The 23,061-nt window shown below is 73.3% G+C and carries 31 protein-coding genes; 12 read left to right on the top strand and 19 right to left on the bottom strand.

The window, feature by feature from the left end:
* Nucleotides 1-45: 45 nt before the first annotated feature.
* Together BM290_RS12160 and BM290_RS12155 are read right to left on the bottom strand one after the other, a co-directional pair.
* Nucleotides 46-1,224 (bottom strand): molybdopterin molybdotransferase MoeA, encoded by a 1,179-nt coding sequence (locus tag BM290_RS12160; protein ID WP_239143489.1) that lies wholly within the window; start codon nt 1,222-1,224, stop codon nt 46-48.
* Nucleotides 1,225-1,486: 262 nt separating this feature from the next.
* Nucleotides 1,487-2,311: an SDR family oxidoreductase gene (locus BM290_RS12155; RefSeq protein ID WP_177319673.1), complete on the bottom strand. Its 825-nt coding sequence runs from the start codon at nt 2,309-2,311 to the stop codon at nt 1,487-1,489.
* Between the two features lie 49 nt (nt 2,312-2,360).
* On the opposite strand from BM290_RS12155, the gene BM290_RS12150 reads away from it, so the two are divergent.
* Nucleotides 2,361-3,182, top strand: a complete 822-nt coding sequence (locus tag BM290_RS12150) for an EamA family transporter (protein ID WP_143133712.1) — start codon at nt 2,361-2,363, stop codon at nt 3,180-3,182.
* 9 nt (nt 3,183-3,191) lie between these two features.
* Here the strand turns inward: BM290_RS12150 and BM290_RS12145 are convergent, their stop codons facing one another.
* A complete protein-coding gene (locus BM290_RS12145) occupies nt 3,192-3,833 on the bottom strand; it encodes a nuclear transport factor 2 family protein (protein WP_093613160.1) in 642 nt (213 codons plus the stop codon).
* A 4-nt stretch (nt 3,834-3,837) separates the two neighbouring features.
* Nucleotides 3,838-4,581, bottom strand: a complete 744-nt coding sequence (locus tag BM290_RS12140; protein ID WP_203779278.1) for a maleylpyruvate isomerase family mycothiol-dependent enzyme — start codon at nt 4,579-4,581, stop codon at nt 3,838-3,840.
* A gap of 91 nt (nt 4,582-4,672) precedes the next feature.
* Here BM290_RS12140 and BM290_RS12135 point away from each other — a divergent pair, with 91 nt between their 5' ends.
* Genes BM290_RS12135 through BM290_RS48245 form a run of 3 tightly spaced genes read left to right on the top strand, consistent with a single transcriptional unit; the run spans nt 4,673 to nt 5,636 of the window.
* Nucleotides 4,673-5,113 (top strand): hypothetical protein, encoded by a 441-nt coding sequence (locus BM290_RS12135; protein WP_093613156.1) that lies wholly within the window; start codon nt 4,673-4,675, stop codon nt 5,111-5,113.
* A complete protein-coding gene (locus BM290_RS12130; RefSeq protein WP_093613154.1) occupies nt 5,080-5,463 on the top strand; it encodes a VOC family protein in 384 nt (127 codons plus the stop codon). Before BM290_RS12135 ends, BM290_RS12130 begins: the two co-directional genes overlap by 34 nt.
* 17 nt (nt 5,464-5,480) lie before the next feature.
* Nucleotides 5,481-5,636, top strand: a complete 156-nt coding sequence (locus BM290_RS48245) for a hypothetical protein (RefSeq protein ID WP_177319672.1) — start codon at nt 5,481-5,483, stop codon at nt 5,634-5,636.
* Between the two features lie 181 nt (nt 5,637-5,817).
* Here the strand turns inward: BM290_RS48245 and BM290_RS12125 are convergent, their stop codons facing one another.
* Nucleotides 5,818-6,555 carry a hypothetical protein gene (locus BM290_RS12125; RefSeq protein WP_093613152.1) on the bottom strand — a complete coding sequence of 246 codons (738 nt, stop codon included), beginning with the start codon at nt 6,553-6,555 and terminating at the stop codon, nt 5,818-5,820.
* 22 nt (nt 6,556-6,577) lie between these two features.
* Complete coding sequence (locus BM290_RS12120) at nt 6,578-6,928, bottom strand: DoxX family protein (RefSeq protein WP_093613150.1); 351 nt, start codon at nt 6,926-6,928, stop codon at nt 6,578-6,580.
* Nucleotides 6,929-7,009: 81 nt separating this feature from the next.
* On the opposite strand from BM290_RS12120, the gene BM290_RS12115 reads away from it, so the two are divergent.
* Complete coding sequence (locus BM290_RS12115; RefSeq protein WP_143133711.1) at nt 7,010-7,852, top strand: hypothetical protein; 843 nt, start codon at nt 7,010-7,012, stop codon at nt 7,850-7,852.
* 255 nt (nt 7,853-8,107) lie between these two features.
* Here BM290_RS12115 and BM290_RS12110 read toward each other — a convergent pair whose 3' ends face one another.
* On the bottom strand, nt 8,108-8,680 hold the full coding sequence (locus tag BM290_RS12110) for a hypothetical protein (protein ID WP_093613146.1): 573 nt from the start codon (nt 8,678-8,680) through the stop codon (nt 8,108-8,110).
* Between the two features lie 286 nt (nt 8,681-8,966).
* Here BM290_RS12110 and BM290_RS12105 point away from each other — a divergent pair, with 286 nt between their 5' ends.
* On the top strand, nt 8,967-10,037 hold the full coding sequence (locus BM290_RS12105; RefSeq protein ID WP_093613144.1) for a hypothetical protein: 1,071 nt from the start codon (nt 8,967-8,969) through the stop codon (nt 10,035-10,037).
* On the opposite strand, the gene BM290_RS12100 is transcribed toward BM290_RS12105, so the two are convergent.
* Both BM290_RS12100 and BM290_RS12095 read right to left on the bottom strand, forming a co-directional pair.
* Nucleotides 10,026-10,805 (bottom strand): ABC transporter permease, encoded by a 780-nt coding sequence (locus tag BM290_RS12100; protein ID WP_093613142.1) that lies wholly within the window; start codon nt 10,803-10,805, stop codon nt 10,026-10,028. The genes BM290_RS12105 and BM290_RS12100 overlap by 12 nt on opposite strands.
* Nucleotides 10,802-11,710, bottom strand: coding sequence for an ATP-binding cassette domain-containing protein (locus tag BM290_RS12095; RefSeq protein WP_093613140.1), 909 nt, complete (start codon nt 11,708-11,710; stop codon nt 10,802-10,804). The genes BM290_RS12100 and BM290_RS12095 overlap by 4 nt, the downstream gene beginning before the upstream one ends.
* 79 nt (nt 11,711-11,789) lie before the next feature.
* Between BM290_RS12095 and BM290_RS12090 the strand changes: the two genes are divergently transcribed.
* Together BM290_RS12090 and BM290_RS12085 are read left to right on the top strand one after the other, a co-directional pair.
* Nucleotides 11,790-12,578 carry a TetR/AcrR family transcriptional regulator C-terminal domain-containing protein gene (locus BM290_RS12090; protein ID WP_093613138.1) on the top strand — a complete coding sequence of 263 codons (789 nt, stop codon included), beginning with the start codon at nt 11,790-11,792 and terminating at the stop codon, nt 12,576-12,578.
* On the top strand, nt 12,575-13,114 hold the full coding sequence (locus BM290_RS12085) for a class I SAM-dependent methyltransferase (RefSeq protein WP_093613136.1): 540 nt from the start codon (nt 12,575-12,577) through the stop codon (nt 13,112-13,114). Before BM290_RS12090 ends, BM290_RS12085 begins: the two co-directional genes overlap by 4 nt.
* 42 nt (nt 13,115-13,156) lie before the next feature.
* On the opposite strand, the gene lexA is transcribed toward BM290_RS12085, so the two are convergent.
* Nucleotides 13,157-13,816, bottom strand: a complete 660-nt coding sequence (gene lexA, locus BM290_RS12080; protein WP_093613134.1) for a transcriptional repressor LexA — start codon at nt 13,814-13,816, stop codon at nt 13,157-13,159.
* A 43-nt stretch (nt 13,817-13,859) separates the two neighbouring features.
* Here lexA and BM290_RS12075 point away from each other — a divergent pair, with 43 nt between their 5' ends.
* Nucleotides 13,860-14,396: an RNA polymerase sigma factor gene (locus BM290_RS12075; RefSeq protein ID WP_239143486.1), complete on the top strand. Its 537-nt coding sequence runs from the start codon at nt 13,860-13,862 to the stop codon at nt 14,394-14,396.
* Nucleotides 14,393-14,818, top strand: a complete 426-nt coding sequence (locus tag BM290_RS12070; protein ID WP_093613130.1) for a hypothetical protein — start codon at nt 14,393-14,395, stop codon at nt 14,816-14,818. Before BM290_RS12075 ends, BM290_RS12070 begins: the two co-directional genes overlap by 4 nt.
* 35 nt (nt 14,819-14,853) lie before the next feature.
* Here the strand turns inward: BM290_RS12070 and BM290_RS12065 are convergent, their stop codons facing one another.
* The 6 genes from BM290_RS12065 to BM290_RS12040 are packed head-to-tail and all read right to left on the bottom strand — an operon-like array spanning nt 14,854 to nt 19,670.
* Nucleotides 14,854-15,696, bottom strand: coding sequence for an ABC transporter permease (locus tag BM290_RS12065; protein WP_093613128.1), 843 nt, complete (start codon nt 15,694-15,696; stop codon nt 14,854-14,856).
* Nucleotides 15,693-16,589 (bottom strand): ABC transporter ATP-binding protein, encoded by an 897-nt coding sequence (locus tag BM290_RS12060; RefSeq protein ID WP_239143487.1) that lies wholly within the window; start codon nt 16,587-16,589, stop codon nt 15,693-15,695. Before BM290_RS12060 ends, BM290_RS12065 begins: the two co-directional genes overlap by 4 nt.
* Nucleotides 16,577-17,638 carry a hypothetical protein gene (locus tag BM290_RS12055; RefSeq protein ID WP_093613124.1) on the bottom strand — a complete coding sequence of 354 codons (1,062 nt, stop codon included), beginning with the start codon at nt 17,636-17,638 and terminating at the stop codon, nt 16,577-16,579. The genes BM290_RS12060 and BM290_RS12055 overlap by 13 nt, the downstream gene beginning before the upstream one ends.
* Nucleotides 17,622-18,158, bottom strand: a complete 537-nt coding sequence (locus tag BM290_RS12050) for a sigma-70 family RNA polymerase sigma factor (RefSeq protein ID WP_203779279.1) — start codon at nt 18,156-18,158, stop codon at nt 17,622-17,624. The genes BM290_RS12055 and BM290_RS12050 overlap by 17 nt, the downstream gene beginning before the upstream one ends.
* A gap of 18 nt (nt 18,159-18,176) precedes the next feature.
* Nucleotides 18,177-18,857: a hypothetical protein gene (locus BM290_RS12045; protein ID WP_093613122.1), complete on the bottom strand. Its 681-nt coding sequence runs from the start codon at nt 18,855-18,857 to the stop codon at nt 18,177-18,179.
* Between the two features lie 54 nt (nt 18,858-18,911).
* The gene (locus tag BM290_RS12040) at nt 18,912-19,670 is read right to left on the bottom strand and encodes a maleylpyruvate isomerase family mycothiol-dependent enzyme (RefSeq protein ID WP_093613120.1); all 759 of its coding nucleotides are present in this window, start codon (nt 19,668-19,670) and stop codon (nt 18,912-18,914) included.
* A gap of 196 nt (nt 19,671-19,866) precedes the next feature.
* Here BM290_RS12040 and BM290_RS12035 point away from each other — a divergent pair, with 196 nt between their 5' ends.
* Entirely contained in the window at nt 19,867-20,127 is a 261-nt protein-coding gene (locus tag BM290_RS12035) for a hypothetical protein (protein WP_143133710.1), read from the top strand.
* Here BM290_RS12035 and BM290_RS12030 read toward each other — a convergent pair.
* Nucleotides 20,121-21,113 (bottom strand): FAD-dependent oxidoreductase, encoded by a 993-nt coding sequence (locus BM290_RS12030; protein ID WP_239143488.1) that lies wholly within the window; start codon nt 21,111-21,113, stop codon nt 20,121-20,123. The genes BM290_RS12035 and BM290_RS12030 overlap by 7 nt on opposite strands.
* A gap of 10 nt (nt 21,114-21,123) precedes the next feature.
* Complete coding sequence (locus BM290_RS48240) at nt 21,124-21,963, bottom strand: hypothetical protein (protein ID WP_177319671.1); 840 nt, start codon at nt 21,961-21,963, stop codon at nt 21,124-21,126.
* Nucleotides 21,964-22,045: 82 nt separating this feature from the next.
* Here BM290_RS48240 and BM290_RS12020 point away from each other — a divergent pair, with 82 nt between their 5' ends.
* Nucleotides 22,046-22,780, top strand: a complete 735-nt coding sequence (locus BM290_RS12020; RefSeq protein WP_093613116.1) for a VOC family protein — start codon at nt 22,046-22,048, stop codon at nt 22,778-22,780.
* Nucleotides 22,781-22,838: 58 nt separating this feature from the next.
* Here BM290_RS12020 and BM290_RS48235 read toward each other — a convergent pair whose 3' ends face one another.
* A complete protein-coding gene (locus tag BM290_RS48235; protein ID WP_177319670.1) occupies nt 22,839-22,994 on the bottom strand; it encodes a hypothetical protein in 156 nt (51 codons plus the stop codon).
* Between the last annotated feature and the right edge of the window lie 67 nt (nt 22,995-23,061).

Genomic DNA, 23,061 nt, shown 5'->3' with positions numbered 1-23,061 from the left:
CGCGAACCCTAGAGCAGGGGTACGACAAACTCCGGTGCGGCGGGGTCAGGGGACGGTGAGTGTCACGGCCGGGTCGCCGTCGGTCCAGTCGTCCGGGAGGACGGCGAGGGCGCCGGCCACCGCCGCGGCGTGGAGTCCGACCGGGCCGGCGGCCGCGAGATCACCGGCCGGGCCGATCGGGACGATGCGGACGCCGCCGGCCATCAGCCTGACGGGACCGGTCACCGTCGCGGTCGGCAGGGGCGCGGGCGGGCGTCCGGCGAGGGCGGCCACCAGCGGTTCCAGCAGGGTCAGGGCGGCGACCAGGCCGGCGTACGGGTTCCCGGGCAGACTGACCACATGACGCCCGTCCGGCAGCACCGCCAGCGCCTGCGGATGCCCGGGCCGGCAGGCCACCCCGCGGACCAGCCACGTGGCGGCCGCCTCGTCCAGCAGCCGGTGCAGATGGTCCGCCGCCCCGGCCGAGGATGATCCGCTGACCACGATCACGTCGGAGCACGCGCCGTGCAGGGCTTCACCGAGGGCGGCCGGGTCGTCGGGCAGCCGCCGGGAGATGTCGAGACGGCCGCCGGCCCGTGCGGTGATCGCGGTCACCAGCCCGGTGAAGGTGTCCCGTACCTGGCCCGGGCCGGGCGACCCCTCGGTGATCACCTCGTCGCCGGTGACCAGCATCGTCACGGTCGGCCGGCGGTGGGCGAGCACCTGTTCGGCTCCGGCCTGCAGCGCGGCCGCCGCCACGGTGGCGGTGACGATCCGCCCGGCGGGGGCGATCAGCGTGCCGGGGGAGAGGGCGTCACCGGCCCGGCGGATGTGCCGCTTCCGGCGAGGACCCGTCTGATCTCCGGCGGGCCGGCCGTCCGGCCGGTCTTCGGTCGCGGCGACCTCGATGACCAGGTCGTCCTCGACACGGCAGTCCTCGTACGGCAGCACCGCCTCGGCGCCGTCCGGCAGCAGCGCCCCGGTCGCGATCTCCACGGCCGTGCCCGGGAGCAGCCGTCCGCCGTCGGCGGGCCGCCCCGCGAGGACCCGGCCCCGCACCGTCCAGGGGCCGTCGCCGGCGATCGCGAACCCGTCCATCGCCGCGTTGTCGAACGCTGGAACCGGCCGCTCGCACCGCACCGCCGCGGCCAGCACCCGCCCGGTCGCCTCGACCACCCGCGTCAGCTCGGCGGCCAGCGGCTTGGCGGTGTCCCGCGCGACGGCATAGGCGTCCGCCCACGACATGTGCACCGCCCGAGTAGACCCGCCCGCTGTGTCCGCGCCGTGCCCACCCTGCTGCCGCCGTGCGACCAAAACCTCACCCACTGTCCGCTCCCGTTGTGACCGGCGATGCGCCCGGATCCCCGCCCACCGACGATCCCTCGACCCGGCCGGCTCATCGACCCGGCCGATCCCTCGACCCGGCCGGTTCATCGACCCGGCCGGCGATGGCCCGATCCTGCCTGTCGCCGGGCCCACCGGACAGGGTCCTACGGCCTGTACGGCGCTACCCGGCCGGGCGCCAGACGCCGCGGGCGGCCGCCTCGGCGACGTAGTCGGTGAAGTCGCGGCCCGGACGGTTCAGGATCCGTTCGACGGCGCCGGTCGGCCGGGTGTCCCCGCGCGCGGCGAGACGACCGAAATCGGCTATCAGCGTCTCGATCACCTCATCGGGCAGGCCGTCGGCGCGCATCGTCTCGCGGTACCCCTCGGCGGTGCCGTCGAAGGTGATCTCCCGGCCGGTGGCGGCGGCGATCGAGGCGACCGCCGCGCCGAACGACAGCGTCCGCGGCCCGGTCACCTCGACCACCTGACCGAGCAGATCGTCGCTGGTCAGAGCGGCCACTTCGACCGCGGCGACGTCGTCGGCGTCGATGAAGCCCTGCCCGGCGCCGCCGATCGGCACGCACAGCCGCCCGTCGATCACCGGCTGCCGGAAGAACGTCTCGAAGTCCTGGTGGAACCAGTCGGGCCGCACGATGGACCAGGCGGCGCCGGAGTCCCGTACCTCCTGCTCGGCCTTTTGGAGGTGACCGAGACCCATCACCTCCAGGCCGCGGTCGGAGTGCAGCACCATCCGCCGCACCCCGGCGCGCAGCGCCGCCGGAAGGAACCCCTCCGGCATGCCGAACCGATCAGGCAAAAGCACAAACATGGTGTGTACGCCGCCAAGCGCCCCCACCCACGAGCCGGGATCCGTCCAGTCGAACCGTGGCGAACTGTGACGCGACACGGCCCGGACGTCCCGTCCCGCGTCCCGCAGCCGCGCGGCCACCCGGCTGCCGACCGTCCCGGTCCCGCCGAGCACCAGAATCGTGCTGTCGAGGCTCATGACCCCCACGCTAACCCGCCCGTCCGATTTCTTCCCCCGGTGAGGTCGCATGGTTCCCGTCGGTGCGCTGGCCCTGGTGCTGGCGTCGGCTTTCGTCCACGCCCTGTGGAACGTCCTTTTCGCCCGGGCGTCACGGGGCGTCGCCGCGCTGGCCGTGACCAATGTCGCCGGCCTGGCCGTGTGGGCGCCGGTGGCCCTGGCCCGCTGGCGCATCGAGGCCGGCGCATGGCCGTACCTGCTGGTCAGCGCGGCCTTCCAGATCTACTACCTGGTGGTGCTGCGCCGCGCCTACCTGCGGGCGCCGGCCCACACGGTGTATCCGGTCGCCCGCGGTCTCGGGCCGGTGCTGGTGCTGGTGGCCACGACCGCCGGTGGCGCCCCGGTGCCGTGGGTGGCGTACCCCGCGGTGGCCCTGATCAGCGCCGGTGTCTGGCTGAGCGCGACCGGGTCGGTGGACCGGCGCGTGCTGGCGGCGGCGTTCCCGGTGGCGATCTCGGCGGCCGCCTACCCGTTCGTCGCCGGGTACGGTCTGCGGCACGCCGACCCGGCGGCCTACCTGTGGCTGTCGACCGCGCCGCTGACCGTCGGCACCCTGGCGATCGCGCTGGTCACCGACCGTCCCGGACTGCGGGCGGCGCTGCGGCCGGCGACGATCGCGACCGGCGCCGGCATGGTCGCGTCCGGCGGTCTGCTGATGACGGCGCTGTCGATGGTGGAGCCCGGCCAGGTCCCGGCGATCGCCGCCCTCCGCGAGACCGGCACCCTCTTCGTCATCCCGCTGTCCTGGCTGATCGACCGCACCTTCACCCGCGCGGCCGCCGCCGGCGCGGTCCTGGTGTTCGCCGGAGCGGCCCTGCTCGCGCTGCGCTGACCGGTGTCCTTACCCGGCCGCGCGGCGCAGGATCTCCCGGACGCGGGCCACCTCGCCGGGGGACGGCCGCTCGCCGGCCGCGTCGTTGGCGACCCGCAACGGGTCCCGGCCGAGGAACGCGGCGACCACGGCGGCCCGGTTGCGGTCGCTGAACTCGTCCTCCACAGCGGCCAGCAGCGGTAGATAGTCCGCCTCCGGCAACCCGCCGGGGTACGCCCGGTGCAGCTCGTCGACGGCCGGGCGCAGATGCTCGGGAAGGAACACGTGGCTGTCCGGCCGGATCGCGCCGGGCTCGGCGTGCGAGTGGTCGCGGGCCTCGACGACCAGCCCGCCCCGGCCGAAGAGCAGCACCGTGCAGCCGGCGATGGTCAGCGGCTCCCCGCCGGGATGGGTGATCGCCCAGTACTCGACGCTCGCCGTCTGCCCGGTGACGACCGGCTCCGCGAACCACACCTCGGCCGGCCGGGTCTCCTCGTCGAAGCATTCCCTGAGGTACGCACGGAGACCGTCCCGTCCACGGAAACGCCGGGTGATCCCGGCCCAGTGGTCGCCGTGCGGCGCCTGCAACGCGGCGATCGCCTCCACGTCCTGCGCCGGCCAGCCGGCCCGCCACGTCGCCGCCCAGCGCCGTGCCCACTCGGTCGTCGTCATGGCCTCAGCTCACCGCGTAGTTGCGCAGCAGACGCAGCGCGGTCGCCGCGTGCGGGCCGGTGGCCCGCAGTGTCGTGTCGGCGGGGGCGAGCCGCTGCGCGCCGACACGGCAGAAGTCGCCGGCCGGGCCGCTGATCACGGTCTCCGCGGCCGGGTCGCCGAGCTGCCAGGACGTGCCGTCCGGGGCGGTCAGGCCGGCGCGCACCGGCGCCGGCGGCAGCCCGGCCAGGCGGAACGCATACGGCAGGGTGCTCAGCCCCAGCCAGGCGACGTGCCGCAGGCGGGCCGTGTCGGGATAGTCCACACCGAGCGGGACGGTGATGTCCAAGGCGTGGGCCCAGTGCTCGGCCAGCCGGGTGGTGGCCAGCGTGCGCGGCTTCAGCGGGGTGGCGACCCACCGTACCGCCTGATCGGGGTCGGCCGACCGCAAGGCCGCAACCGCCTCGCGCCGCGCCGCCCGCCACCGGTCCAGGATCCGTGGGCCGTCGCCGCGCTCGGCCTCGACGAGGGCGCCCATCGCCTCGTCCACGGTGGCGCCGAGCTCGTGCCAGCGGACCGGATCACCGTGCTCGCCGACGGTGGCGGTCACCGCCTCCTCGGTCTGCGCCAGGTGCAGCAGCACGTCGGCGATCGTCCAGCCGGCCGCCGCCGACGGGGTGGTCCAGTCGTCCGGGCCGAGACCGGCCAGCACCGTCTCCAGCTGCTGTTGCTCGGCTTCCAGATCGTCGAACACGTCGCTGTGCGCCACGGATGATCCCTTGCGGAGAGACGGTGAAGGACACGTGCAGGTGGCGTGCGGAGGCCACCGTCGCAGCATAGAAGACGGTTAGCGTTCCGGCGTGCTCCCGAACAACAGCCGAGGCCCGGTCTCGGCGGCCGCCGTCGTCGCCCCGATCGTGCTCGCCGCCGACGCCGTCGCCGCCCTTGCGACGGCCTTCCCACTGTCCCTGCAGATGCTCTTCTGGGCCACCGACGACTCGGTGTTCTACCTGGTCGTCGCCCTCGCCGCGGTGGCCCTGCTCTGCCCGGCCGTGGCGGCCCTCGTCGGCGGGGTACGCACCTGGGCCGCCCACCTCACCGGATGCGTCGTCACCGCCCTGCTCGCGGTCGCGTGTGCCGGGCTGACCGCCCTGGCGTTGCGCTACGAGTTCCCGGACTGGCTGACCGTCACGTCGTCGGCCCTGTTCGCCGCCAACACGATCGCGGTGTTCCTGCTGACCGGCCGGCTGCGCCCTACCATCGGCGCATGGCCGTCTTCGCCCAGATCTCCCTCGGTGTGACCGACTGCGACCGCGCCGGCACGTTCTGGGCGGCGGCCCTCGGCTGGGCGCGGCGGCCACCCCGCTGGCCCGGCGACGACTGGATCGTCCTGGAGCCGCCGCCCGGCCGGCCCGGCGCGCCGATCGCGATGGACGACAGCGGAAGCCCCGCCGAGGAGTTCCCCCGGATCCACCTCGACCTGAGCGCCGGCCCCGACGGCCTGGACGCCGAGGTGGAACGCCTGGTGACCCTCGGCGCGACCAGGGTGGACTGGCCGTACTATCCGTCTTCGGGCGACCGCCACCCGGACGAGCTGCCCTACGTGGTCCTCGCCGACCCGGAGGGCAACCGCTTCTGCGTCAGCGCCTGACCCTCCGCCGGGGAGGAGTGGGCCTGGCGCGGGGCGGGAAGGTTGCGCTGCTCGACGAGGGTGATCCCCTGACCCGGATCCTCGCCGCCAGCGCCTTGCAGGGCGCGATGTGGGCGCTGATGCCGCCGGTCGCGGAATGGGCCCTGCGTTCGTTCCGGTGCTCCAGCCGCTGACCCGACCGCGCCGGGGCAGTGGCGGGCACGAGCGCGACGTGGAGCGGTCCTCGGCCTCGGCATCGGTGTGCCGTACTTCGGCGCCCTCATCACCATGTGCCTGATCACCGGCCGGTCGTGGGTGTACACGGTCAGCTTCGGCGTCGTCCTGGTCGTCACGGTGGCCGTCGCCGCCCGATCGTTACGACGCGTCGCCGGCGGCCGACAGGCGGTCCCGTAGGGTGCGGGCCGACCGTCCCCGGTAGCCGGCCAGCAGGTCGGCCAAGGTCTCGCGGACCTCCGGGTCGGGGTGGTCGGCCAGGTGGGCCAGCTCCTCGGCGCCGCCGCGGCGGCGGCCGGACAGGGCCCACAACGCGCTCACGATCTCGTCCGGGGTCACGGCCGCGCGCAGGTCGGCCATCAGCTGCGGCTTCGGGACCGGCGGGTCGTCGTAGGGGAAACGGCGGCGGACCCGGGCGGAACCCGGCGTGCCCGGCTGCAGGCAGGCGGGGCAGGTGCACGGGCGGCGGCCGTGGGCGTCCGGGACGTGCCGCCAGCCGATGCCCTGCGGCAGAGCGCGGATCCGGCGTACCTCCGTGGGTCGGATCGCTCTCGGGACGAAGATCTCGTAGCCGCGCGGATCGGCCAGCTCTCGAACATGTCCGGCGGCCTCGGCGGCGGTGAGCCGCAGCGGCTCGCGGCCGTAGCGGCCGACCGTGACCGGCTCGTCGCCGGGGAGGCGCAGGTCCACGGCGACCAGGACGCCCGGCTTCCAGCGGCGCAGCTCCCGCACCCACTGGTGGGTGAGGGTGAAGTCGGGCAGCACCGCCATCGTGTAGACGCCGCGGTCGCCGTCCCAGCCGCGGCTGCGTGCGGCGACACCGCCGCGCGGCATCCGGGTCGCGTGGCGGTGCGGGGTGATGTGGACGAGGTTCGGCATCACCGGGCAGCGTAGGCCGCGGTCAGTGGAGGTGCAGCAGATTTACGGCCAGGTCGGTCACGACGGTGACGAAGAAGATCGCCCAGCCGAGCAGGTTGCGGGAGCCGACCCGCAGGTGGGCGACGAGAGCGCCGGAGAAATACAGGACGAGGCCGACGGCGGCGGCGGTGCCGATCGGGGGTACGGCGAAACCGGTCAGCAGTCCCGCCGTGCCGGCCGCCAGCAGGGACCCCAGCACCGGCACGTAGCGGCGCGGGATCCGTTTCATGTCGGCCTGGGACTTCGGGTACTCGTGGCCGATCAGGTAGAAGACGGCGGCGCTGCCGGTGAGGAACGCTGTCACCAGCGTGACGATCGTGTAGGCCGTGGACAAAGGATCCTCCTCAGTGGTCGATGCTGCGGAGGGGACGGGCCGGACACCGGGATTGTGACGGCTGGGGCAGAATCCTTCGCCGTGACCGATAGCAACGGCGCCGTCGTCGAAGTGGCCGCGGGCGAGTATCTCGCCGGGCGGCCGGACCGGGCGGGACGGCTCGTCCAGGAGCACAGCGGTGGCGAGGGGGCCGTCGACCTCACCCAGATCGCGCTGCTCGCCGCCGGGCAGATCCTGCAGACCGTGCACGGGCTCGCCGGGGATCGTCTCGTCGACGCGCTGCTCACCTCGATCGGCACCGTCGACGCGCCCCGGCCGGACCTGCGGGCGGTGGTCGTCGAGACGGCCCGCCGGTATGCCGAGCCCGGCGTGGCGCTGCTCTGCCGCCGCGCCGCGCACCGCATGATCACCGCGGCCGGGAACACTGCCCTCGACGCGCCGCTCGACGCGATCCTGGCGCTCGCCGCGCTCGTCATGCAGTTCGACAACCGGGACGATCTGCTGACCCTCGGCTGTGGCCGGGCCGACCGGCTGGTCGCCGTGTCGGAGACGCCGTTCCGGCTGGTGTGGGCGCAGATGACCGGCGACGCCGACGCGCAGCGGGAGCATCTGCGGGTGCTGACCGAGACCGGCGACCCGGCCGACCTGCTGGTCTGGTATTTCGGGCTGGCGCACGGGGTGTCCGGGCGTACCGACGCCGGTGGGGAGAACCCGGCGCTCGACGCGATCGCGGGGGACGTGGCCGACGGGCGGCTCGGTGACGCCCTCGACGTGGCGCGCGGGTTCGCGTCCCGGTTGTCGCCGACGCTGGTGATCAGCACCGCGGCCGTGCACCTGACCAGGGAGATCCTGGCGGTGGCGGCCCGGGACGGTACGGCGGCGGGCACGGTCCTCGACGACCTGTGGAGCCGGGCGACGACCTGACCTCGGGGCTGCCGTGCCGGGGATACGCCGAGCCGGGGCTGCCGGGCCGGCTGTACGGCGGGCCGGGCACGTGGCGGGGGGATACGGCGGGCCGGGGACGCGGCGGGCCGGGGCTTGCCGGGCGGGGGGATACGGCGGGGCGGGGACGCGGCGGGCCGGGGCTTGCCGGGCGGGGGGATACGGCGGGCCGGGGACGCGGCGGGCCGGGGCTTGCCGGGCGAGGGGATACGGCGGGCCGGGGACACGGCGGCCGGGTTATCGGCGGCCGATCAGGGTCTGGACGACCGGGCGGCCCGCGTCGGCCACCAGGCGGGTCAGCAGCGTTCCGAACGGGTCGTGGCGGGTGCCGTCCGGCTGTTCGCGGAGCTGGGGCCGGACCCGCATCGGCGGCTGCCCGCTCGGTTTCAGCAGGTAGGCCGACGTCATCCCGGCCGTCAGGTGGCCGTCGCGGATGACGTGCAGTTCCAGGCGCTCCATCTCGCGCCACAGCGCGACCCGGGACCTGCCGTGGCGGAGGTGCACGAGACCGTTCTCGTACGCCCACACCGACTGGCCGGCCCGGAACGGGAACAGCATCGCCCAGCCCAGGGCGCCGATCGCGACGGCCAGTGCCAGGACGGCCAGCGGGAGCAGCGGCCGGAACCAGGCGGCGGCGACGTGGAACAGCGCGAACGACACGGCGAACGCGGCGACGCTCAGCAGCAGCGCGACGAGGGCCGCCCGGCCGGGGCCGCCGTTGTCCTGGTGCCCGACCGGCGCGCCGAGACCGTGGGCGGCGGCGAGGGTGGCCACCTTCGCCGGCACGACAGTGGTCTCGTCGGTGTCCATGCTGGTCAGCCCTCATTTCTCGCCGTTTGCGAGGGCATCATGCGCGCGGTCTCTGGCAAAAATCTTGCACCGTTGTGGCAGCCCCGCCCCGCAGCGGCGTCGCGGTCCGGACCCGTCGCTGACGTCGCGTCGTAGGCCCGGGACGCCGGTGGTGTGTTCGGGGAGGAGTGGCCGTACGAGAGGCAAAGGTTCCGCGCTTTTAAACACTTGATACGGGAGTGTGTCACCCACTTTTCACCCGGCCTGTTGATCATGAATGGACACTGAACAGAGGGTGGGGCAAAGCATGCCGAAGCGTGTATTCATGCACATCGGTGCGCCGAAGACCGGCAGCACCTATGTGCAGAACGTGCTCTTCGGCAACGCCGAGCGGCTGGAACGGGCCGGGCTCCTGATCCCCGCCACGTTCTACGCCCACGACCAGGCGATGACCGATCTGCGGCAGGTGCCGTGGCGTGACCCCGAGCTGTACTGGACGTGGGAGCGGCTGCTCGAGCGGTTCGGGCGCTGGCCCGGAGACGTCGTGCTGACCAGCGAGGGCTTCGGCGCGGCGACCGCCGAGCAGGCACGGCGGGCCGTCGAGAGCCTGGCGCCGGCCGAGGTGCACATCGTCGTCGCCGCCCGCGACCTGTGGCGCACCTTCCCGTCGATGTGGCAGCAGAGCATCCGGGCCCGCAGCACCTGGCGTTTCGAGGACTTCCTCACCGCCGTCGAGAAGGGACGGTTCGACGGGTTCTGGGACCACTACACGGCCAACCGGATGTTCCGGCGCTGGGGTGACCTGGTCCCGCCCGCCCAGCGGCACATCGTCACCGTCCCGCAGCCGGGCGCGCCGCAGGACCTGCTGTGGCGGCGGTTCGCCGGGATCCTCGGCATCCCGGACGGGATCTGCGAGCCGGCGGAACCCGAGTCGAACCCGTCGCTGGGCGCGCCGGAGATCGAGGTGCTGCGGCGGGTCAACGACGCGCTCGGCGACCTCTATCCGCACCGGCTGCCCTACCAGCGGGTCGTGCACCACCATCTGCTCCGCGCGGTGCTGCAGCAGCGTGACAACGACATGCGTTTCGGGGTCGGCCTGGACCGCGCCGAGTGGGTCGCCGCGCTCGCCGACGAGCAGATCAAGGAGCTGCAGGACTACCCGTGCCACATCGTCGGCGACTTGGCCGAGCTGCGCCCGGGCCGGATGTGCGAGTCGGTCAGCCCGGACTCCCTCGACGACCGGCAGGTCCTGGACGCCGCGATCCAGACCATCGTCGGGATGATCACCCACGCGGAGTCGCTGCAGCAGCAGCTGCAGCGACCCCCGGGGATGCTCGCGCGGGTCAAGCGCGGCGTGAGGCGGCGGCTAGTCTCGTAGCCGCCGGTAGGCCCGCGCCGACAGCGGGATGAAGATCGCCGCCAGCAGCAGCGGCCAGCCCAGCGCCAGCCACACCGCGTGATCGGCCAGCACACCGCCGGTCATACCGGTCGGGTTGCCGAACAGCTCGCGCGCCGCGGTCGCGGTCGCCGACAGCGGGTTCCACGCGGCGACCGCGCCCAGCCATGCCGGCATCGTCTCGGCCGACACGATCGCCGTCGACAGGAACCCGATCGGCCACACCAGCACCTGCACGGCCGCCGTCGCGCCGCCCCCGCGGAACGTCAGGCCCACGAAGATGCCGATCCACAACATCGAGAACCTCAAGAGCAGCAGCAGGAGTACGGCCAGAGCAGCCGACCCCGGGTCCGACTCGATGCGCCAGCCGATCGCCAGGCCACCGACGAGGAGAACCGCGAGCTCGGCCGCCGAGTTCGTCATGTCCGCGCCGACCCGTCCGAGCGCCGGCGACGCGCTGCCGATCGGCATCGACCGGAACCGGTCGGTGATGCCCTTGCCGGCGTCGGCCGCCATCTTCGTGGCCGTCGTCTCCACGCCGAACATCATGCTCAGCGCCATCATCCCGGGCAGCAGGAACGCGATGTAGTCACCGCCGCCGGGCACCGTGATCGCCCCGCCGAACAGGAACCCGAACACCAGCAGCAGCATGATCGAGAAGACCAGGCCGAAGATCGGGCCCCACGGCTCGCGCCGCCAGTGGGCCAGCTCCCGCCGGGTGAGGATCCATCCCGCTCGCAACGTGGTCATCGGCTCGCCTCCGTGCCGGTCAGCTTGAGGAACGCCTCGTCCAGGGTGGGCCGGCGCAGTTGCAGGTCCTCGACGGCGACGCCCAGCTCGTCGAGGGTGCGGACGATCGCCATCAGCCCGGAGGTCACCTCGACGGTGATCGTCCCGCTCTCCCGGTCGGCCTCCCCGCCCAGCCGCCGGGCGGCCTCCTCGATCCCGTCGTGCAGGGTGATCGTCACCCGGTCGCCGCCGACCTGGCGTTTCAGCTTCTCCGGGCTGCCCTCGGCGATCACCCGGCCGTGGTCGACGACGGTGACCCCGGAGGCCAGCTGGTCGGCCTCGTCCAGATACTGCGTGGTCAGCAGCACCGTCGTGCCGCGGGCCGCGACCTCCCGGATGCTGGTCCACACCTCGTTGCGGGCGCGCGGGTCGAGGCCGGTGGTCGGCTCGTCGAGGAACAGCACGGCCGGGGTCAGGATCAGGCCGGCCGCGATGTCGAGGCGGCGCCGCATGCCGCCGGAGTAGGTCTTGACCGGCCGGTCCGCGGCGTCGGCCAGGCCGAACGTGCCGAGCAGCCCGTCGGCCCGGGTCCGGGCGTCGGCACTGTTCAGGCCGTAGAGGCGGGCGAACATCACCAGGTTCTGCCGGCCGCTGAGCACCTCGTCGACGGCGGCGTTCTGCCCGACCAGGCCGATGCTGCGGCGCACCCGGCCGGCCTGGGTGCGCACGTCGAAACCGGCCACGCTGGCGGTGCCCTCGTCGACGTCGATCAGGGTGGCCAGAGCTTTGACCGCGGTGGTCTTGCCCGCGCCGTTCGGGCCGAGCAGGCCGTGGATGACACCGGCCGGCACGTGCAGGTCGAACCCGTCCAGGGCGGCCAGGTCGCCGTATCGCTTGCGTAGTCCCTCAGCGATGAGTGCGTGCACGGGGGCTCCTTAAACTCCGTATGCCTTACGGAAAATTATCGCGGGGAACACCGTACACGGCACGGGGTAGATTTGGCACATGGAGAAACCGGAAGATCTCGCCCGCACGATGACGCTGCTCTGGCGCCGCACCCTCGGCAGCCCGCAAGGCACCCGAGGGCCGAAACAGCGGGTCAGCGTCGACGAGGTCATCCGGGCCGGGATCGCCGTCGCCGACGCCGACGGGCTGCCGGCCTTCTCCATGCGCAAGGTCGCCGACCGGCTCGGGCTCAAACTGATGTCGATCTACACGTACGTGCCGGGCCGCTCCGAACTCATCGGGCTGATGGTCGACGAGGTCATCGGCGAGGTCCCGCACCCGCCGCACCGGGGGGACTGGCGCGCCCGGCTGGAGGGGGTGGCCCGGCACCAGTGGGACGAATGCCACCGTCACCCCTGGTTGCTGCAGGTGGAGAGCAGCCGGCCCTGGATCGGGCCGCACGGCTGCGATCGGTACGAGTGGCAGCTCGCCGCCGTCGAGGGGGAGGGCCTCAGCGACCTCGACATGGACCAGGTGATCACGATGATCGCCAACTTCACGGCCGGCGCCGCCCGCTCGTCGATCCTGGCCCGCCGTACCGTGGAGGACTCCGGTATCTCCGACGTCGAGTGGTGGGAGGCCAACGCGCCGATCCTGGAGAAGGTGATGCCGCCCGGCGCCTACCCGCTGTCCGGGCGGGTCGGCACCGCCGCCGGGGAGGAGTACAACGCGGTCAGCGACCCGGACCGGTCGTTCCGCTTCGGCCTGGACCGGCTCCTGGACGGCGTGGAGGTGCTGCTGCGGGCGAACCGGCGGGAACACCGGATCAGGGGGGTCGAGGAGCCGTGACCGGATACGACGAGGTCTACCGCGACGGGAGCGCGCCGTGGGAGATCGGGCGGCCGCAGCCGGGCCTCGACCTGGACGTCCCCGAGGGGCGGGTGCTCGACATCGGATGCGGCAGCGGTGAGGTCGCCCTGGAACTCGCCCGCCGCGGCCGGCACGTCACCGGAGTGGACATCTCGGGCGTCGCCATCGCGCGGGCCCGGGCCAAGGCCGCCGCTGAAGGGCTCGACGTCGACTTCCGGGTGGGGGACGCGCGCGCGCTCGACCTCGCGCCGTTCGACGTGATCGTCGACTCGGGACTGCTCCACAGCCTGCATCGGTACGGCGGGATCGAGGACTATCTCGACCTGCTGCCCCGGCTCCTCGTCCCCGGTGGCCGTCTCGTGCTCCTGGCCGTCTCCGCGTGGGGGATCACCGAGGACTTTCTGCGTACGGTGTTCGCCGCGCCGCTCTGGGACGGGGTCACCGTGTCACCGATCGAGGTCGTCTCGGTGCACGGCCCGCTGCCGGGATTCCTGCTCAAAGCCCGCCGGGCCTGACCGTCAGCACTGCGTGTGGCGTTCTCCTCCGTGCCGTCCTGTTCAGATCCGGCGCAGGACCGAGACCACCTTTCCCAGGATCACCGCCTCGTCGCCGGGGATGGGGGTGTACGCGGGGTTCCTCGGTTCCAGATAGACGTGGCCGCCTCTGCGGTGGAAGACCTTCACCGTCGCCTCTTCGTCGATCATGGCGGCTACGATGTCGCCGTTCCACGCCTCCGACTGCTGGCGGACCACCACTATGTCGCCGTCGCAGATGGCGGCGTCGATCATCGAGTCGCCCTGCACCCGGAGGCTGAACAGGGTTCCCCTTCCTACCAGGTCTCGGGGGAGGTTCAGGAGCTCCTCGGCGTGTTCTGCGGCCAGGATGGGGGCTCCGGCGGCGATGGTGCCCACCAGGGGGACGCCTACCGTGTCGGCGGGCTCCCGGGCCGGCTCGGCGGGCTCCAGGAACATGCGGATGTCGACCGGGCGTGACACCGTGCGGCCGCGACGAAGGTAACCCAGGTCCTCCAGGGTGCGCAGGTGCCGGCTCACCGAGGACGAGGACATGCCCAGCGCGTCGGCGATCTCGCGGGACGACGGGGCGTAACCGTGCTTGACCGCGGCGTCACGGATCACCGTCAGGATGCGGCGCAGACGCTCGGGCAGGACGGATGTGTCGAACTCTTCCTCGGGTAGCACCTGAGGATCTTGCCCCATGACAAACGTGAACCCAAATCGCCGCGCCGTGCACTGTTCAGGTGTGACGGATGCGGAACGGGACACGCTGCTCGTGGTACGGGCCCAACTGGGCGACCGGCAGGCCCTCGGGGAACTGGTCGGGCACTGGCATCTTCCGGTGTGGCGCTACGTGCGGGCGATGCTCGGGGACCGGGCGCGCGCCGACGACGTCAGCCAGGAGGCGTGGGCCCGCGCGCTGCGGGCGCTGCCGGGCCTGCGGCAACCCGAAAGGTTCGCCCCGTGGCTGCTCACCATCGCCCGCCGCAGTGTCCAGGCCGCCCTGAGATCGAGCGTGGACCACGGCGACGGGGAGCCGGGCGCCGAACCGGGGGCCGCTGACGAGGTCGCCGGCGTTCTGGACCGGGCCCAGGTTGCCGAGGGGCTCGTCGCGGTTCCGGTGCGGGAGCGGGAGGTGCTGATCCTGTTCTACCTGCATGACCTGGCTCTGGAGGACTGCGCCCACATCCTCGGCATCCCCGCGGGGACCGTGAAGTCCCGGCTCAACCGGGCCCGCCGCCTGCTGCGTGACCACCTGATCGAGAAGGGATACCGTTCATGACCGAGGAACCGGGCTACCGGCCCGAGCAGCTCATCCGTCCGGTGCCTCGGCCGCTGGTGGCCGCGGGGATCGCCGGGTTCACCGGCGCCCTGATGATCGCGGCCCTCTGGGCGACCGAACCCGGGAGCCTGCCCGCCCGTACCCGATGGGGCTTCGCGGGGTTGATCCTGATCGGACTCTGCTGGGCCGCGCTCGCGGCCTGGACCCTCTGGAGGCGTCCGCTGTTCGCCGTCGACCGGGTGGTCGCCGGATGGCTCGCTGTCGTCTTCACCTCGGTCACCACGCTGTTCACCGCGATCCTCGCCACCCCGTGGGCGGCGGTGCCCGGACTGCTGACAACCGCCGCGGCGATCGTCGTGCTGGTCCGGGCCCGCGCCCACCGCGATCAGTTGCGGTCACACCTTGCCGCGTTGGAGGAATGAGCGGTCACCGGTCGCTGCGTTGGAGGAAGGAGCGGTCACAGGTCGCGGCGCTGGAAGGAGAGGGCGGCCAGGGACAGCACCAGGCCGGTCCAGAGCGCCGCCCACAGCAGGTAGGCGCCGGTCAGCGGGTGCATGCTCAGGAACGGGGACTCCTCGACGCCGGAGCCGATCTGCGCGAGCAGGGCAGGATCCTGAAAGGAGTTCATCGCGCCGCGCCAGAGGCCGTCGGTCGGCAGCAACATCCGGGACACCGTGCCGATCATGGCGACGCTCGGGTTGCCGAGGGCGTCACCGACCGAGCCGACGACCCCGGCGATCCACGTCGCCCCGAACAGGCCGACAGCGACGATCCCGGACGCCATCGGGGAGATCGCCGTGGAGAGGAGCAGGCCCAGCGTGAGCAGCGCGGCCGTCTGACCGGCGAGCAGCGCCAGCCCGGTCACCGGATGCGGCGGCCAGTAGTCGACCGTCGTATGCACGATCACGAACTGGGCGACGCCCGCCACCGTCACGAAACCCGTCCCGAACACGACAAGACCGAGCCATTTTCCGGTCAGCACCTGCGCGCGCCGGATCGGCCTGGTCATCATGGCCAGCGCCACCCCCGACTCGACCTCGCCGGACAGCGTCGGCCCGGCCAGGAACGCGGTGCCGAGCGCGGCGATCAGGCTGAACCCGAACATCACCAGGTTCAGCACCACCGACGCGGCGACCTTGGCCTCGCCGCTGGTCAGGCCGCCGTAGTCGGCGGCGATCTCGGAGAACCCCCAGGCGCTCAACGCCAGCAGGACAGCGGTCAGCGCCCCGAGGGAACGCAGAACCTTGCGGCGCGACGCCTCCTGGAGAGCGAGAGCGGCAACCGTCAGCACGATCCTCATGACTTCTCCCGCAACACTTCCAGCAGCCGTTCCTCGAGACTCATCCGCGCCGGCTCGACGGCGTGCACCCGGACCCCGCGTCCGACCAGATCAGCCACGAGCGTGGGGACGTCGGCCGGCATCGCGACGGTGTAGACGCCGTCCTCGGCGGTGAACGGCGACAGCACGGCCGCGGCCTCCGCGCCCACCTCGCTCAGCGTCAGCCGCAGCGAACGACGGCCGAGCAGCTCGGCGAGCGTCCCGGAGGCGGCGACCCGGCCGTGGTCGAGGATCATCACCCGGTCGCAGACCCGCTCCACCTCGCCGATCAGGTGCGAGTTCAGCAGCACGGCCACGCCACGATCCTTCAGCGACAGCAGCAGATCACGCACGTCGGCGCGGCCCAGCGGGTCCAGCGCGCTCGTCGGCTCGTCCAGCACCACCAGGTCGGGCCGGGCCACCAGCGCCACCGCGAGACCGAGGCGCTGCTGCATGCCCTTGGAGAAACCGCCCACCCGATCGGCTGCCCGGTCGGCGAGGCCGACGAGGCTCAGCGTCTCCCGCCGGTCCCGGTCACCGATCGTCACCCCCGCCAGCCGTACGTGCAGACGCAGCACCTCGTCGGCGCTGAGCCACGGCTGGTAGCGGAACAGCTCGGGAAGGTACCCGACACGTTCCCGTGATCGCGGGTCGGTGTGCGGGCGTCCGAGCAGCATCACCTCGCCGGCGTCCGGCCGTACCAGACCCAGCATCATCTTGATCACACTGGTCTTGCCGGCCCCGTTCGGCCCGAGCAGCCCCAGCACCTCGCCGCGGCCGACGGTGAACGAGACACCGTCGACAGCGGTTCGGCGCTTGTAGCGTTTCCGCAGGTGGGAAGCCCACACGGCGGGGGAGTCGGTCACTGTGCCCACCGGATCTCCCGGGCCACCCGCAGCACCTCGCCGGTGCTGAGCGAGCCGCCGACCGCGTTGACGAAACCGTCCTGCACCCACAGCACCGCCGACACCGCCCCGCCGCTGGTCGACAGGACCGTGGCCGGGGCCTTGCCGACCGTCGTGGTGAAGCTGCTCTCGCTGGCCTGGTTCACGATCAGCGGCAGCGTGCCACCCTCCTTCGTGAACGCCTTGAGCTGGCTCGACACCGACGTCGGCAGCCCCGGCAACGACAGCAGATAGTCGCGGGCCGTCTCGAACGGGATGCCGTTGGAGAACGCCTTCGGCGCCACCACCCGGCCGATCATCAGCGCCGGCGCGCCACTGTTGCCCGGCCACACCGCCGCCAGGCCCGGCCCCGCGGTCAGCCGGAACTCGGTCGCCACCAGCCCGGCCGGTGGCTCCGGGATCGGCCGGCCCAGCGCCTTCTCCGCCTTCGCCCGGTCGAACGTGAACACCCCCAGCACGCGGTCGCCGACCAGGAACCGGGGCTGCCCGGCCACCCCCGTCGGCAGATCGGTGATCCTCGGGCTGGCCAGGCCGGTCGCCTCCCGGGCCGCCCGCGCGTCGCCGACGTCACGGACCTCCGGCCGGCTCTCCACCCGCATCGTGCCGAACTCGTCCAGCTCCGGCAGCTGCACCAGGTCGGCCTGCGGCACCGTGATCGGCGCGACCTGCTCGGTGCGGAAGATCGGGAACCAGTTGCCGGCCGCCGCCGCCGACGCCCCGCCGAGCAGCGCCAGCACCCCGGCGACCGCCACCACCGGGGTACGCACCGAGCGCCCGCGCCGCTTGACCGGCCGAGCCGGCGCGTTCTCCAGGCCGGCGAGCAGCCGTTCCCAGCCGGCGTCCACGTCGACGTCGCCGTCGAAACTCAACGCCGCGCCCACGTCGAGGGCGTCGCCGGACACCTGTGCCAGACGCGGCCCGCAGGTCGCGCAGTCGTCGACGTGCGAGCGATCACTGTCGGCCACGCCGTCCGGCTCGTCGAGCAGCCGGCGCAGCAGGCCGTCACCGGGATGACGCATGACGGTTCAACTCCTCACGAAGAGCGGACTCGGCGCGCCGCACGGTCGTGCCCACGCTGGCCGGGGAGAGATCGAGGGCGGCCGCCACCTCGGCGTAACTCAGGCCGCTGTGCCGCAGCACCAGGGCCACCGCCTGTCTCCGGGGGAGGCGGGACAGCGCTGCGCGTACCCTCTGATGCTCCTCCCGGGCCACGACGGTCTCGGCGACGTCCGGGGAGACGCCGGGCGACGCGGACGCCGCCTCCTCCCGGACGGCCCGGCGCCGCCCGGACCGCAGATGGTTGAGCGCCGTGTGCGCCGCCGCCACACACAGCCAGCCGAGTGCCTCACCAGCGGGAACATCGGTCCGGCCGAAGGCCAGGAAGGTCTCCTGGGCGACGTCCTCGGCCTCGTTGCGCGACCCGAGGACCCGGGCGGCCACCCCGACCACTTTCGGGTAGGCCGCCCGGAAGATGTGCTCCAGGTCGGATCGCACGGAGGCCGGCACGGCGCCCTCCCGCTCCTTCAACAGTTGCTTCACATCAGGTAAGCACCGCCGCTAACCCGAATGTGACAACTTCCGGATCGCCTCCGCGACCGCGTCCGGATCGACGACCTGATGCAGGTGCTCGCCCGGCAGAAACGCGACCGGCCAGCCGCGGTCCCGCGCATCCCGCGCCTTGGCGTCCTCCGCCCCGAACCTCAGGAAGGCGCACCGCCGGTCGTCCCAGCCGTCCGGCACCGGGATCCGCTGTTCGAAGAAGGCCATCGGCAGTCGCGGCTGCTCGTCGCAGATCGCCCGCATGGTCGCCGCGTCCGGGAACATCGCGGCGATCTCGTCCTGGTCCCACCATTGCGACCACGGCGGCAGAGGCCCGCCGTCCGCCTTGCGGCGGGCGATCTCCAGCAGGGCGGGGGAGACGCCCTCGGTCAGGCCGGCGCGGGCCGGCAACGAGGCATCGACGAACACACAGGCCGTGACGGTACGGTCCAGAGCGTCCACCACCACCGGCACGAACCGGCCCGCGTTGCTGTGGGCGACGAGGACCACCTCGGCGTCGGGCGGCAACGCTGCGGCCGCCGCGGTGACGGCGTCGGCGACGAGCGGCCAGAAGGGCGGCTGCGCCACGGCGAGGTGCAGAAACGACGGCACCACCGCGTGCGGCAGCCGCCGCGCCACCGCCGCCCAGGTCGACGGCCCGACGAGCGGGCTGTGCATCAAGACGTACGCAGGTTCCATCGCCCCATTCAACCGCCCGCCGCCCGGCCGATCGCGGTGGTGGCCCGCCCGGTCCTACTCCGGTTCCCAGGCCGCCAGCCGGTCGATGATGCCGCCGTCGCCGTCGACCTTGAGGGTGTCCAGCCCGGTACGGCCGTAGAACAGCAGGATCAGCTCACCGGCCGTGCCCAGGACGGTGACGCCGGCGGCGGCCGGGGCCCGGTCGATGCGGGCGCCGTCCGCCGACAGGTGGACACGCCACGACGGGCCCTCGACGGTACGGTAATCGACGACCGCCGGGTCGTGTGGCCACGGAATGGTCGTCGCCACACACGTGGTCAGGAACTCGTCCACCCCCTCGATCGCCACCTCGACCGGCAGCGGCTCCACGGCGCCCACCGCGAGCTGAGCGTCATAGGTGTGCACGGTCATCTCCTGCAACTGGTGCCGGGCGACCGTCCCGCTGGTCAGCGGCGACTGGAACGGGTCCCACCACGCCCAGCAGCCGGCGTCGGGCCCGGCCGTGAGCAGCGCCTCCCGCAGGCGCTCGGACGCCTCGGCCAGCCAGGCCAGCAGATCCGCACGGTCCGTCGGGGCGTCCGAGGTGTTCCACAGCGCCCGGTCCGGCGGAGCGTCGGCCGGTCCGGCGGCCACGGTCGCGGCCCAGCGGTGCCGGCCCGTGCCGATGTGCTGAGCCAGATCGGCGAGCGTCCAGCCCGGGCAGGACGGCACGGGCAGGTCGAGGCCCGGCGCGGCGGCCACCACGGCCCGGAAGGCGGCGGACCGCTCGTCGATCAGACGCAGCAGGCCGGGAAAGTCCAGGTTCGTTGACACCCGCGATGTCTACCATCGCCGGCCGGGATCGGACAGCGAATTACCACGCGGCGTCGTGGGTGACAGTGGACCCCTCGCGCGGCCGATCACCCGGCGGCAGGCCCGGGAAACAGGCCGAAGGTCCCATCATCGACGCGGCCGGGCTGCCGATGGTGGGGGCATCTCAAGGGGTGTTGTGGCCAAAGGAGGCGACATCATGACGACGACGAATCGCCAGACGCACGGTGGATCCGACGAGCGGTGGGGCGTGCTGGCGCCGGGCGACCGGTTCAAGGTCACGCCGATCACCTACCCGACGCTCTGGGAGTCCCTGGTCTACAGTTTCGTGACCCTGGGACGGACCCTGCTCGTCACCCTGATCGGCTTCGCCGTGCTGATCGGCATCGGGATCTTGATCGCCCTCGCGCTCACCGGCGTGCTGGGCGTCGCCGGCTACGACGCGTCGACGGCCTACTGACCGCCGGCGTCCGGGGCGGCGACCGGACCGGGCAGCCCGTCCGGGGGCAGCATCGCGGCGATCCGGGCCGCGTCGCCCCAGGACAGCGTGAAGCCGGCGCCGCCGTGGCCGTAGCAGGCGTACACCGGCCGGTCGTGCCCGGCGACCGGCCCCACCCGCACCCCGGCCCGTCCCGGCCGCAGCCCGGCCGCCCGGGACCGGACCGGCTGCCCGGCCAGCGCCGGGACCAGCGCGACGACCCGCTCCAGGATCGCCGCCTCCACGTCCGGGTCGACCCGCTCGTCCCAGCACCCGACATCGCCGGTCCCGCCGCACACCACATCGTCACGGCGTGGCACCACATAGGTCAGCCCGCCCGGGTTGTCGTCGTCGGTGATCCAGTCGGTCAGCCCCGGATTGGCCAGCCGCACCACCTGGCCCCGGATCGGGAAACTCACGTCGTCGTCGCCGAGCAGCGCCGCCGACCGCAGCCCGGCCGCCACGACCAGCGCGTCCGCGTCGTCGTCGCGCAGCAGCCCGGCGATCGACGTGACCGCGGCGGCCCGGAACCGTACCCCCAGGGCCGCCACCCTCCCGCGCAACCACGCCAGGTAGGTGCTCGTCTCCACCAGCGGCACCGTGCACCGGATCCCGGTCGCGCCCGGCGGCAGCCCGTCCGGCGCGGCCGGTGCGGTGTGCGGGACCGCCCGCGTCCACGAGGTGTCCACCCCGGCCCGCCGGGACAGCACCGTCCCGCCGCGCAGGCTCACCCCGGTCCGTGGATCGCCGGCCAGCTCGGCCAGCCGCCGGTAGGTGACCGCCGCCGACTCCAGCACGGTGGCCGAATGGTCCACGTCGTGCGGGAACCAGATGGCCGCCGCCACCCCGGACACACTGTCGGCAGCGGCCCGGTCCGCCACCACGCTCACCCGATGCCCGGCCCGGGCCAGCTCGTGAGCGACGCTCAACCCGACGACCCCGGCGCCCACCACCGTCACAGTGCCCACGCCGATCACCCTACGGGCCCGGCGCCGGTGGAACCGACCAGCGCAGGGTGGCCCGGCCGCCGACGTCCTCCAGGGTCACCGGGAACACCTGCCCGAACGTACGGCCCGCGGCGAACCGGCGTACCTCGCCGGGGGCCCAGCCCACACAGAGGATCGGGCAGCCGGCCACCTCGATCACCCCGGCGCCGAGCGGATCCTGCCGGCCGGCCCGTCCGCCGAGATGGTGATGGCTGTGCGGGTCCACGTGGGCCAGGTGCGCGGCGTGGCCCCGGCCGACCGCCCACTCGTTGATCTCGGCGGCCCGCTCGAACGCCACCGCCACCGGCAGGTTCAGCCAGCCGTGCCGCTGCCCGCCCCGAATCGCCGGCAGCGGCTGCGCACCGTACCGGGCCCGGGCCTCCTCCGCGCCCCGGCCGTCGATCCGCAGGTCGGCCAGCCCGTCCACGCTGCGGGCGGCCGGCAGGAAACCCACCCACGAGTCGAGGGCCGCCGCGTCGCCGATCACCATGCCGCACGGATCGACCGGCAGGTCGCCCAGCGTCACGGGCCCCGGCCCGGCCGATATCGCCGGCCAGGGCAGATCCAGGTCCACGTCGATTCCGGCGATGACGTCGCCCGGCTCGTGCACGCCCGGCCGGATCCGTGCCGTCACCGTCACCTTCCCGGGACCGGCCGGGACCGCGACCGCCTCGGCCAGCCAGTCACGCAGGTGCCCGCCGCCCGCCCCGGCCGCCCGCAGCGCCCGCACCGACAGCGGCGTGCCCAGCGCCGCCCACTGATCCAGGAACCCGCCGCAGGCCAGCACCACCGCCCGCGACGGGACCAGCAGGTGAGCCAGGGTCACTGTCATCGCCGCCGATCATCACACCTGAAGCGGGCCGATGGAGGACATGCTCACGAACGGCGTACACCGGAGGCCTAGGATCGGCGGCATGGCGCTGCGGCTCGCGATGGTCAACGGCAAGGCGCGCGACCCCGCGGCGCTCGGCCGGTTCTGGGCGGAGGCGCTCGGCTGGCCGGTCTTCAGCGAGCGGCCCGGCTCCACCGCCGTCGGCCCCGAGGGTTTCTCCTGGCCCGATCCGGCCGCCCTGTGCCTCGACCTGATCGCCGTGCCCGATCCGGGCACGGTCCGCGGCCGGCTGCATCTCGACCTCGCCACCACCTCGGCCGCCCATCAGCGGGAGCTCGTCGGCCGGCTGCGGGATCTCGGGGCGACACCCGCCGACGTGGGTCAGGGCGACGTGCCGTGGGTGGTGCTGGCCGACCCGGAGGGCACCGTGTTCTGCGTGCTGGAGCCGCGGGAGACGTACCGCGGCACCGGGCCGATCGCCGCGCTCGTCGTCGACTGCGCCGACCCGGCGGTGGTGGCCCGGTTCTGGGGTGCGGCGCTCGGGTGGCCGGTCCACGAGACGTCCGGCGACGTCGTGCGACTGCGGTCCCCGGCCGGCGACGGGCCCTACCTGGAGTTCCTTCGCGTGTCCGGTCCGCGGGCGTGGTGGAACCGGCTCCATGTGGACCTGCTGCCGTACCCCCGGGAAGATCAGATGGCCGAGGTGGCGCGCCTGCGGGATCTCGGGGCGACGCCCGCCGACGTGGGTCAGGGCGACGTGCCGTGGGTGGTGCTGGCCGACCCGGAGGGCAACGAGTTCTGCGTGCTCGCCCACTGACGGCGGAGCCGGCCTCGGCTGCGAGGCCGGCTCCGCCGGGATCAGGGCGCCGGACGGGTCAGGAGACCGTCCCGGTGATGGTGTCCCAGGAGTAGCCGAGCAGAGCGAACGCCGCGGCCAGCATCCCCAGGCTGATCCGGCCGGTGTTGATCGGCAGCGCCGCCACGACCAGCAGAATGACGGCGATGATATAGAAGAGTCCCTGGATGGACATGTCCGCTCCTCGAAGTGGGGTGTGAGGCGGCGACGCAGTACCCCCACGGCGCGGAGCGCTAAACCCT

The organism is Actinoplanes philippinensis (assembly GCF_900113015.1).
Taxonomy (GTDB): Bacteria; Actinomycetota; Actinomycetes; order Mycobacteriales; family Micromonosporaceae; genus Actinoplanes; species Actinoplanes philippinensis.
Note: the sequence above shows the minus strand (reverse complement) of the source record. Positions and strands in the feature narration are given on the sequence as shown.

Excerpts from the sequence above, each read along its gene's own strand:
- BM290_RS12070 (WP_093613130.1), top strand. The coding sequence starts at position 14,393 with ATGACCGAGGAACCGGGCTACCGGCCCGAGCAGCTCATCCGTCCGGTG.
- BM290_RS12100 (WP_093613142.1), bottom strand. The coding sequence starts at position 10,805 with ATGACCACGTTGCGAGCGGGATGGATCCTCACCCGGCGGGAGCTGGCC.
- BM290_RS12065 (WP_093613128.1), bottom strand. The coding sequence starts at position 15,696 with ATGAGGATCGTGCTGACGGTTGCCGCTCTCGCTCTCCAGGAGGCGTCG.
- BM290_RS12035 (WP_143133710.1), top strand. The coding sequence starts at position 19,867 with ATGACGACGACGAATCGCCAGACGCACGGTGGATCCGACGAGCGGTGG.
- BM290_RS12055 (WP_093613124.1), bottom strand. The coding sequence starts at position 17,638 with ATGCGTCATCCCGGTGACGGCCTGCTGCGCCGGCTGCTCGACGAGCCG.
- BM290_RS12090 (WP_093613138.1), top strand. The coding sequence starts at position 11,790 with ATGGAGAAACCGGAAGATCTCGCCCGCACGATGACGCTGCTCTGGCGC.
- BM290_RS12020 (WP_093613116.1), top strand. The coding sequence starts at position 22,046 with ATGGCGCTGCGGCTCGCGATGGTCAACGGCAAGGCGCGCGACCCCGCG.
- BM290_RS12125 (WP_093613152.1), bottom strand. The coding sequence starts at position 6,555 with ATGCCGAACCTCGTCCACATCACCCCGCACCGCCACGCGACCCGGATG.
- lexA (WP_093613134.1), bottom strand. The coding sequence starts at position 13,816 with ATGGGGCAAGATCCTCAGGTGCTACCCGAGGAAGAGTTCGACACATCC.
- BM290_RS12105 (WP_093613144.1), top strand. The coding sequence starts at position 8,967 with ATGCCGAAGCGTGTATTCATGCACATCGGTGCGCCGAAGACCGGCAGC.
- BM290_RS12160 (WP_239143489.1), bottom strand. The coding sequence starts at position 1,224 with ATGTCGTGGGCGGACGCCTATGCCGTCGCGCGGGACACCGCCAAGCCG.
- BM290_RS12045 (WP_093613122.1), bottom strand. The coding sequence starts at position 18,857 with ATGGAACCTGCGTACGTCTTGATGCACAGCCCGCTCGTCGGGCCGTCG.
- BM290_RS48240 (WP_177319671.1), bottom strand. The coding sequence starts at position 21,963 with ATGACAGTGACCCTGGCTCACCTGCTGGTCCCGTCGCGGGCGGTGGTG.
- BM290_RS12110 (WP_093613146.1), bottom strand. The coding sequence starts at position 8,680 with ATGGACACCGACGAGACCACTGTCGTGCCGGCGAAGGTGGCCACCCTC.
- BM290_RS48235 (WP_177319670.1), bottom strand. The coding sequence starts at position 22,994 with ATGTCCATCCAGGGACTCTTCTATATCATCGCCGTCATTCTGCTGGTC.
- BM290_RS12145 (WP_093613160.1), bottom strand. The coding sequence starts at position 3,833 with ATGACGACGACCGAGTGGGCACGGCGCTGGGCGGCGACGTGGCGGGCC.
- BM290_RS12130 (WP_093613154.1), top strand. The coding sequence starts at position 5,080 with ATGGCCGTCTTCGCCCAGATCTCCCTCGGTGTGACCGACTGCGACCGC.
- BM290_RS12150 (WP_143133712.1), top strand. The coding sequence starts at position 2,361 with ATGGTTCCCGTCGGTGCGCTGGCCCTGGTGCTGGCGTCGGCTTTCGTC.
- BM290_RS12155 (WP_177319673.1), bottom strand. The coding sequence starts at position 2,311 with ATGAGCCTCGACAGCACGATTCTGGTGCTCGGCGGGACCGGGACGGTC.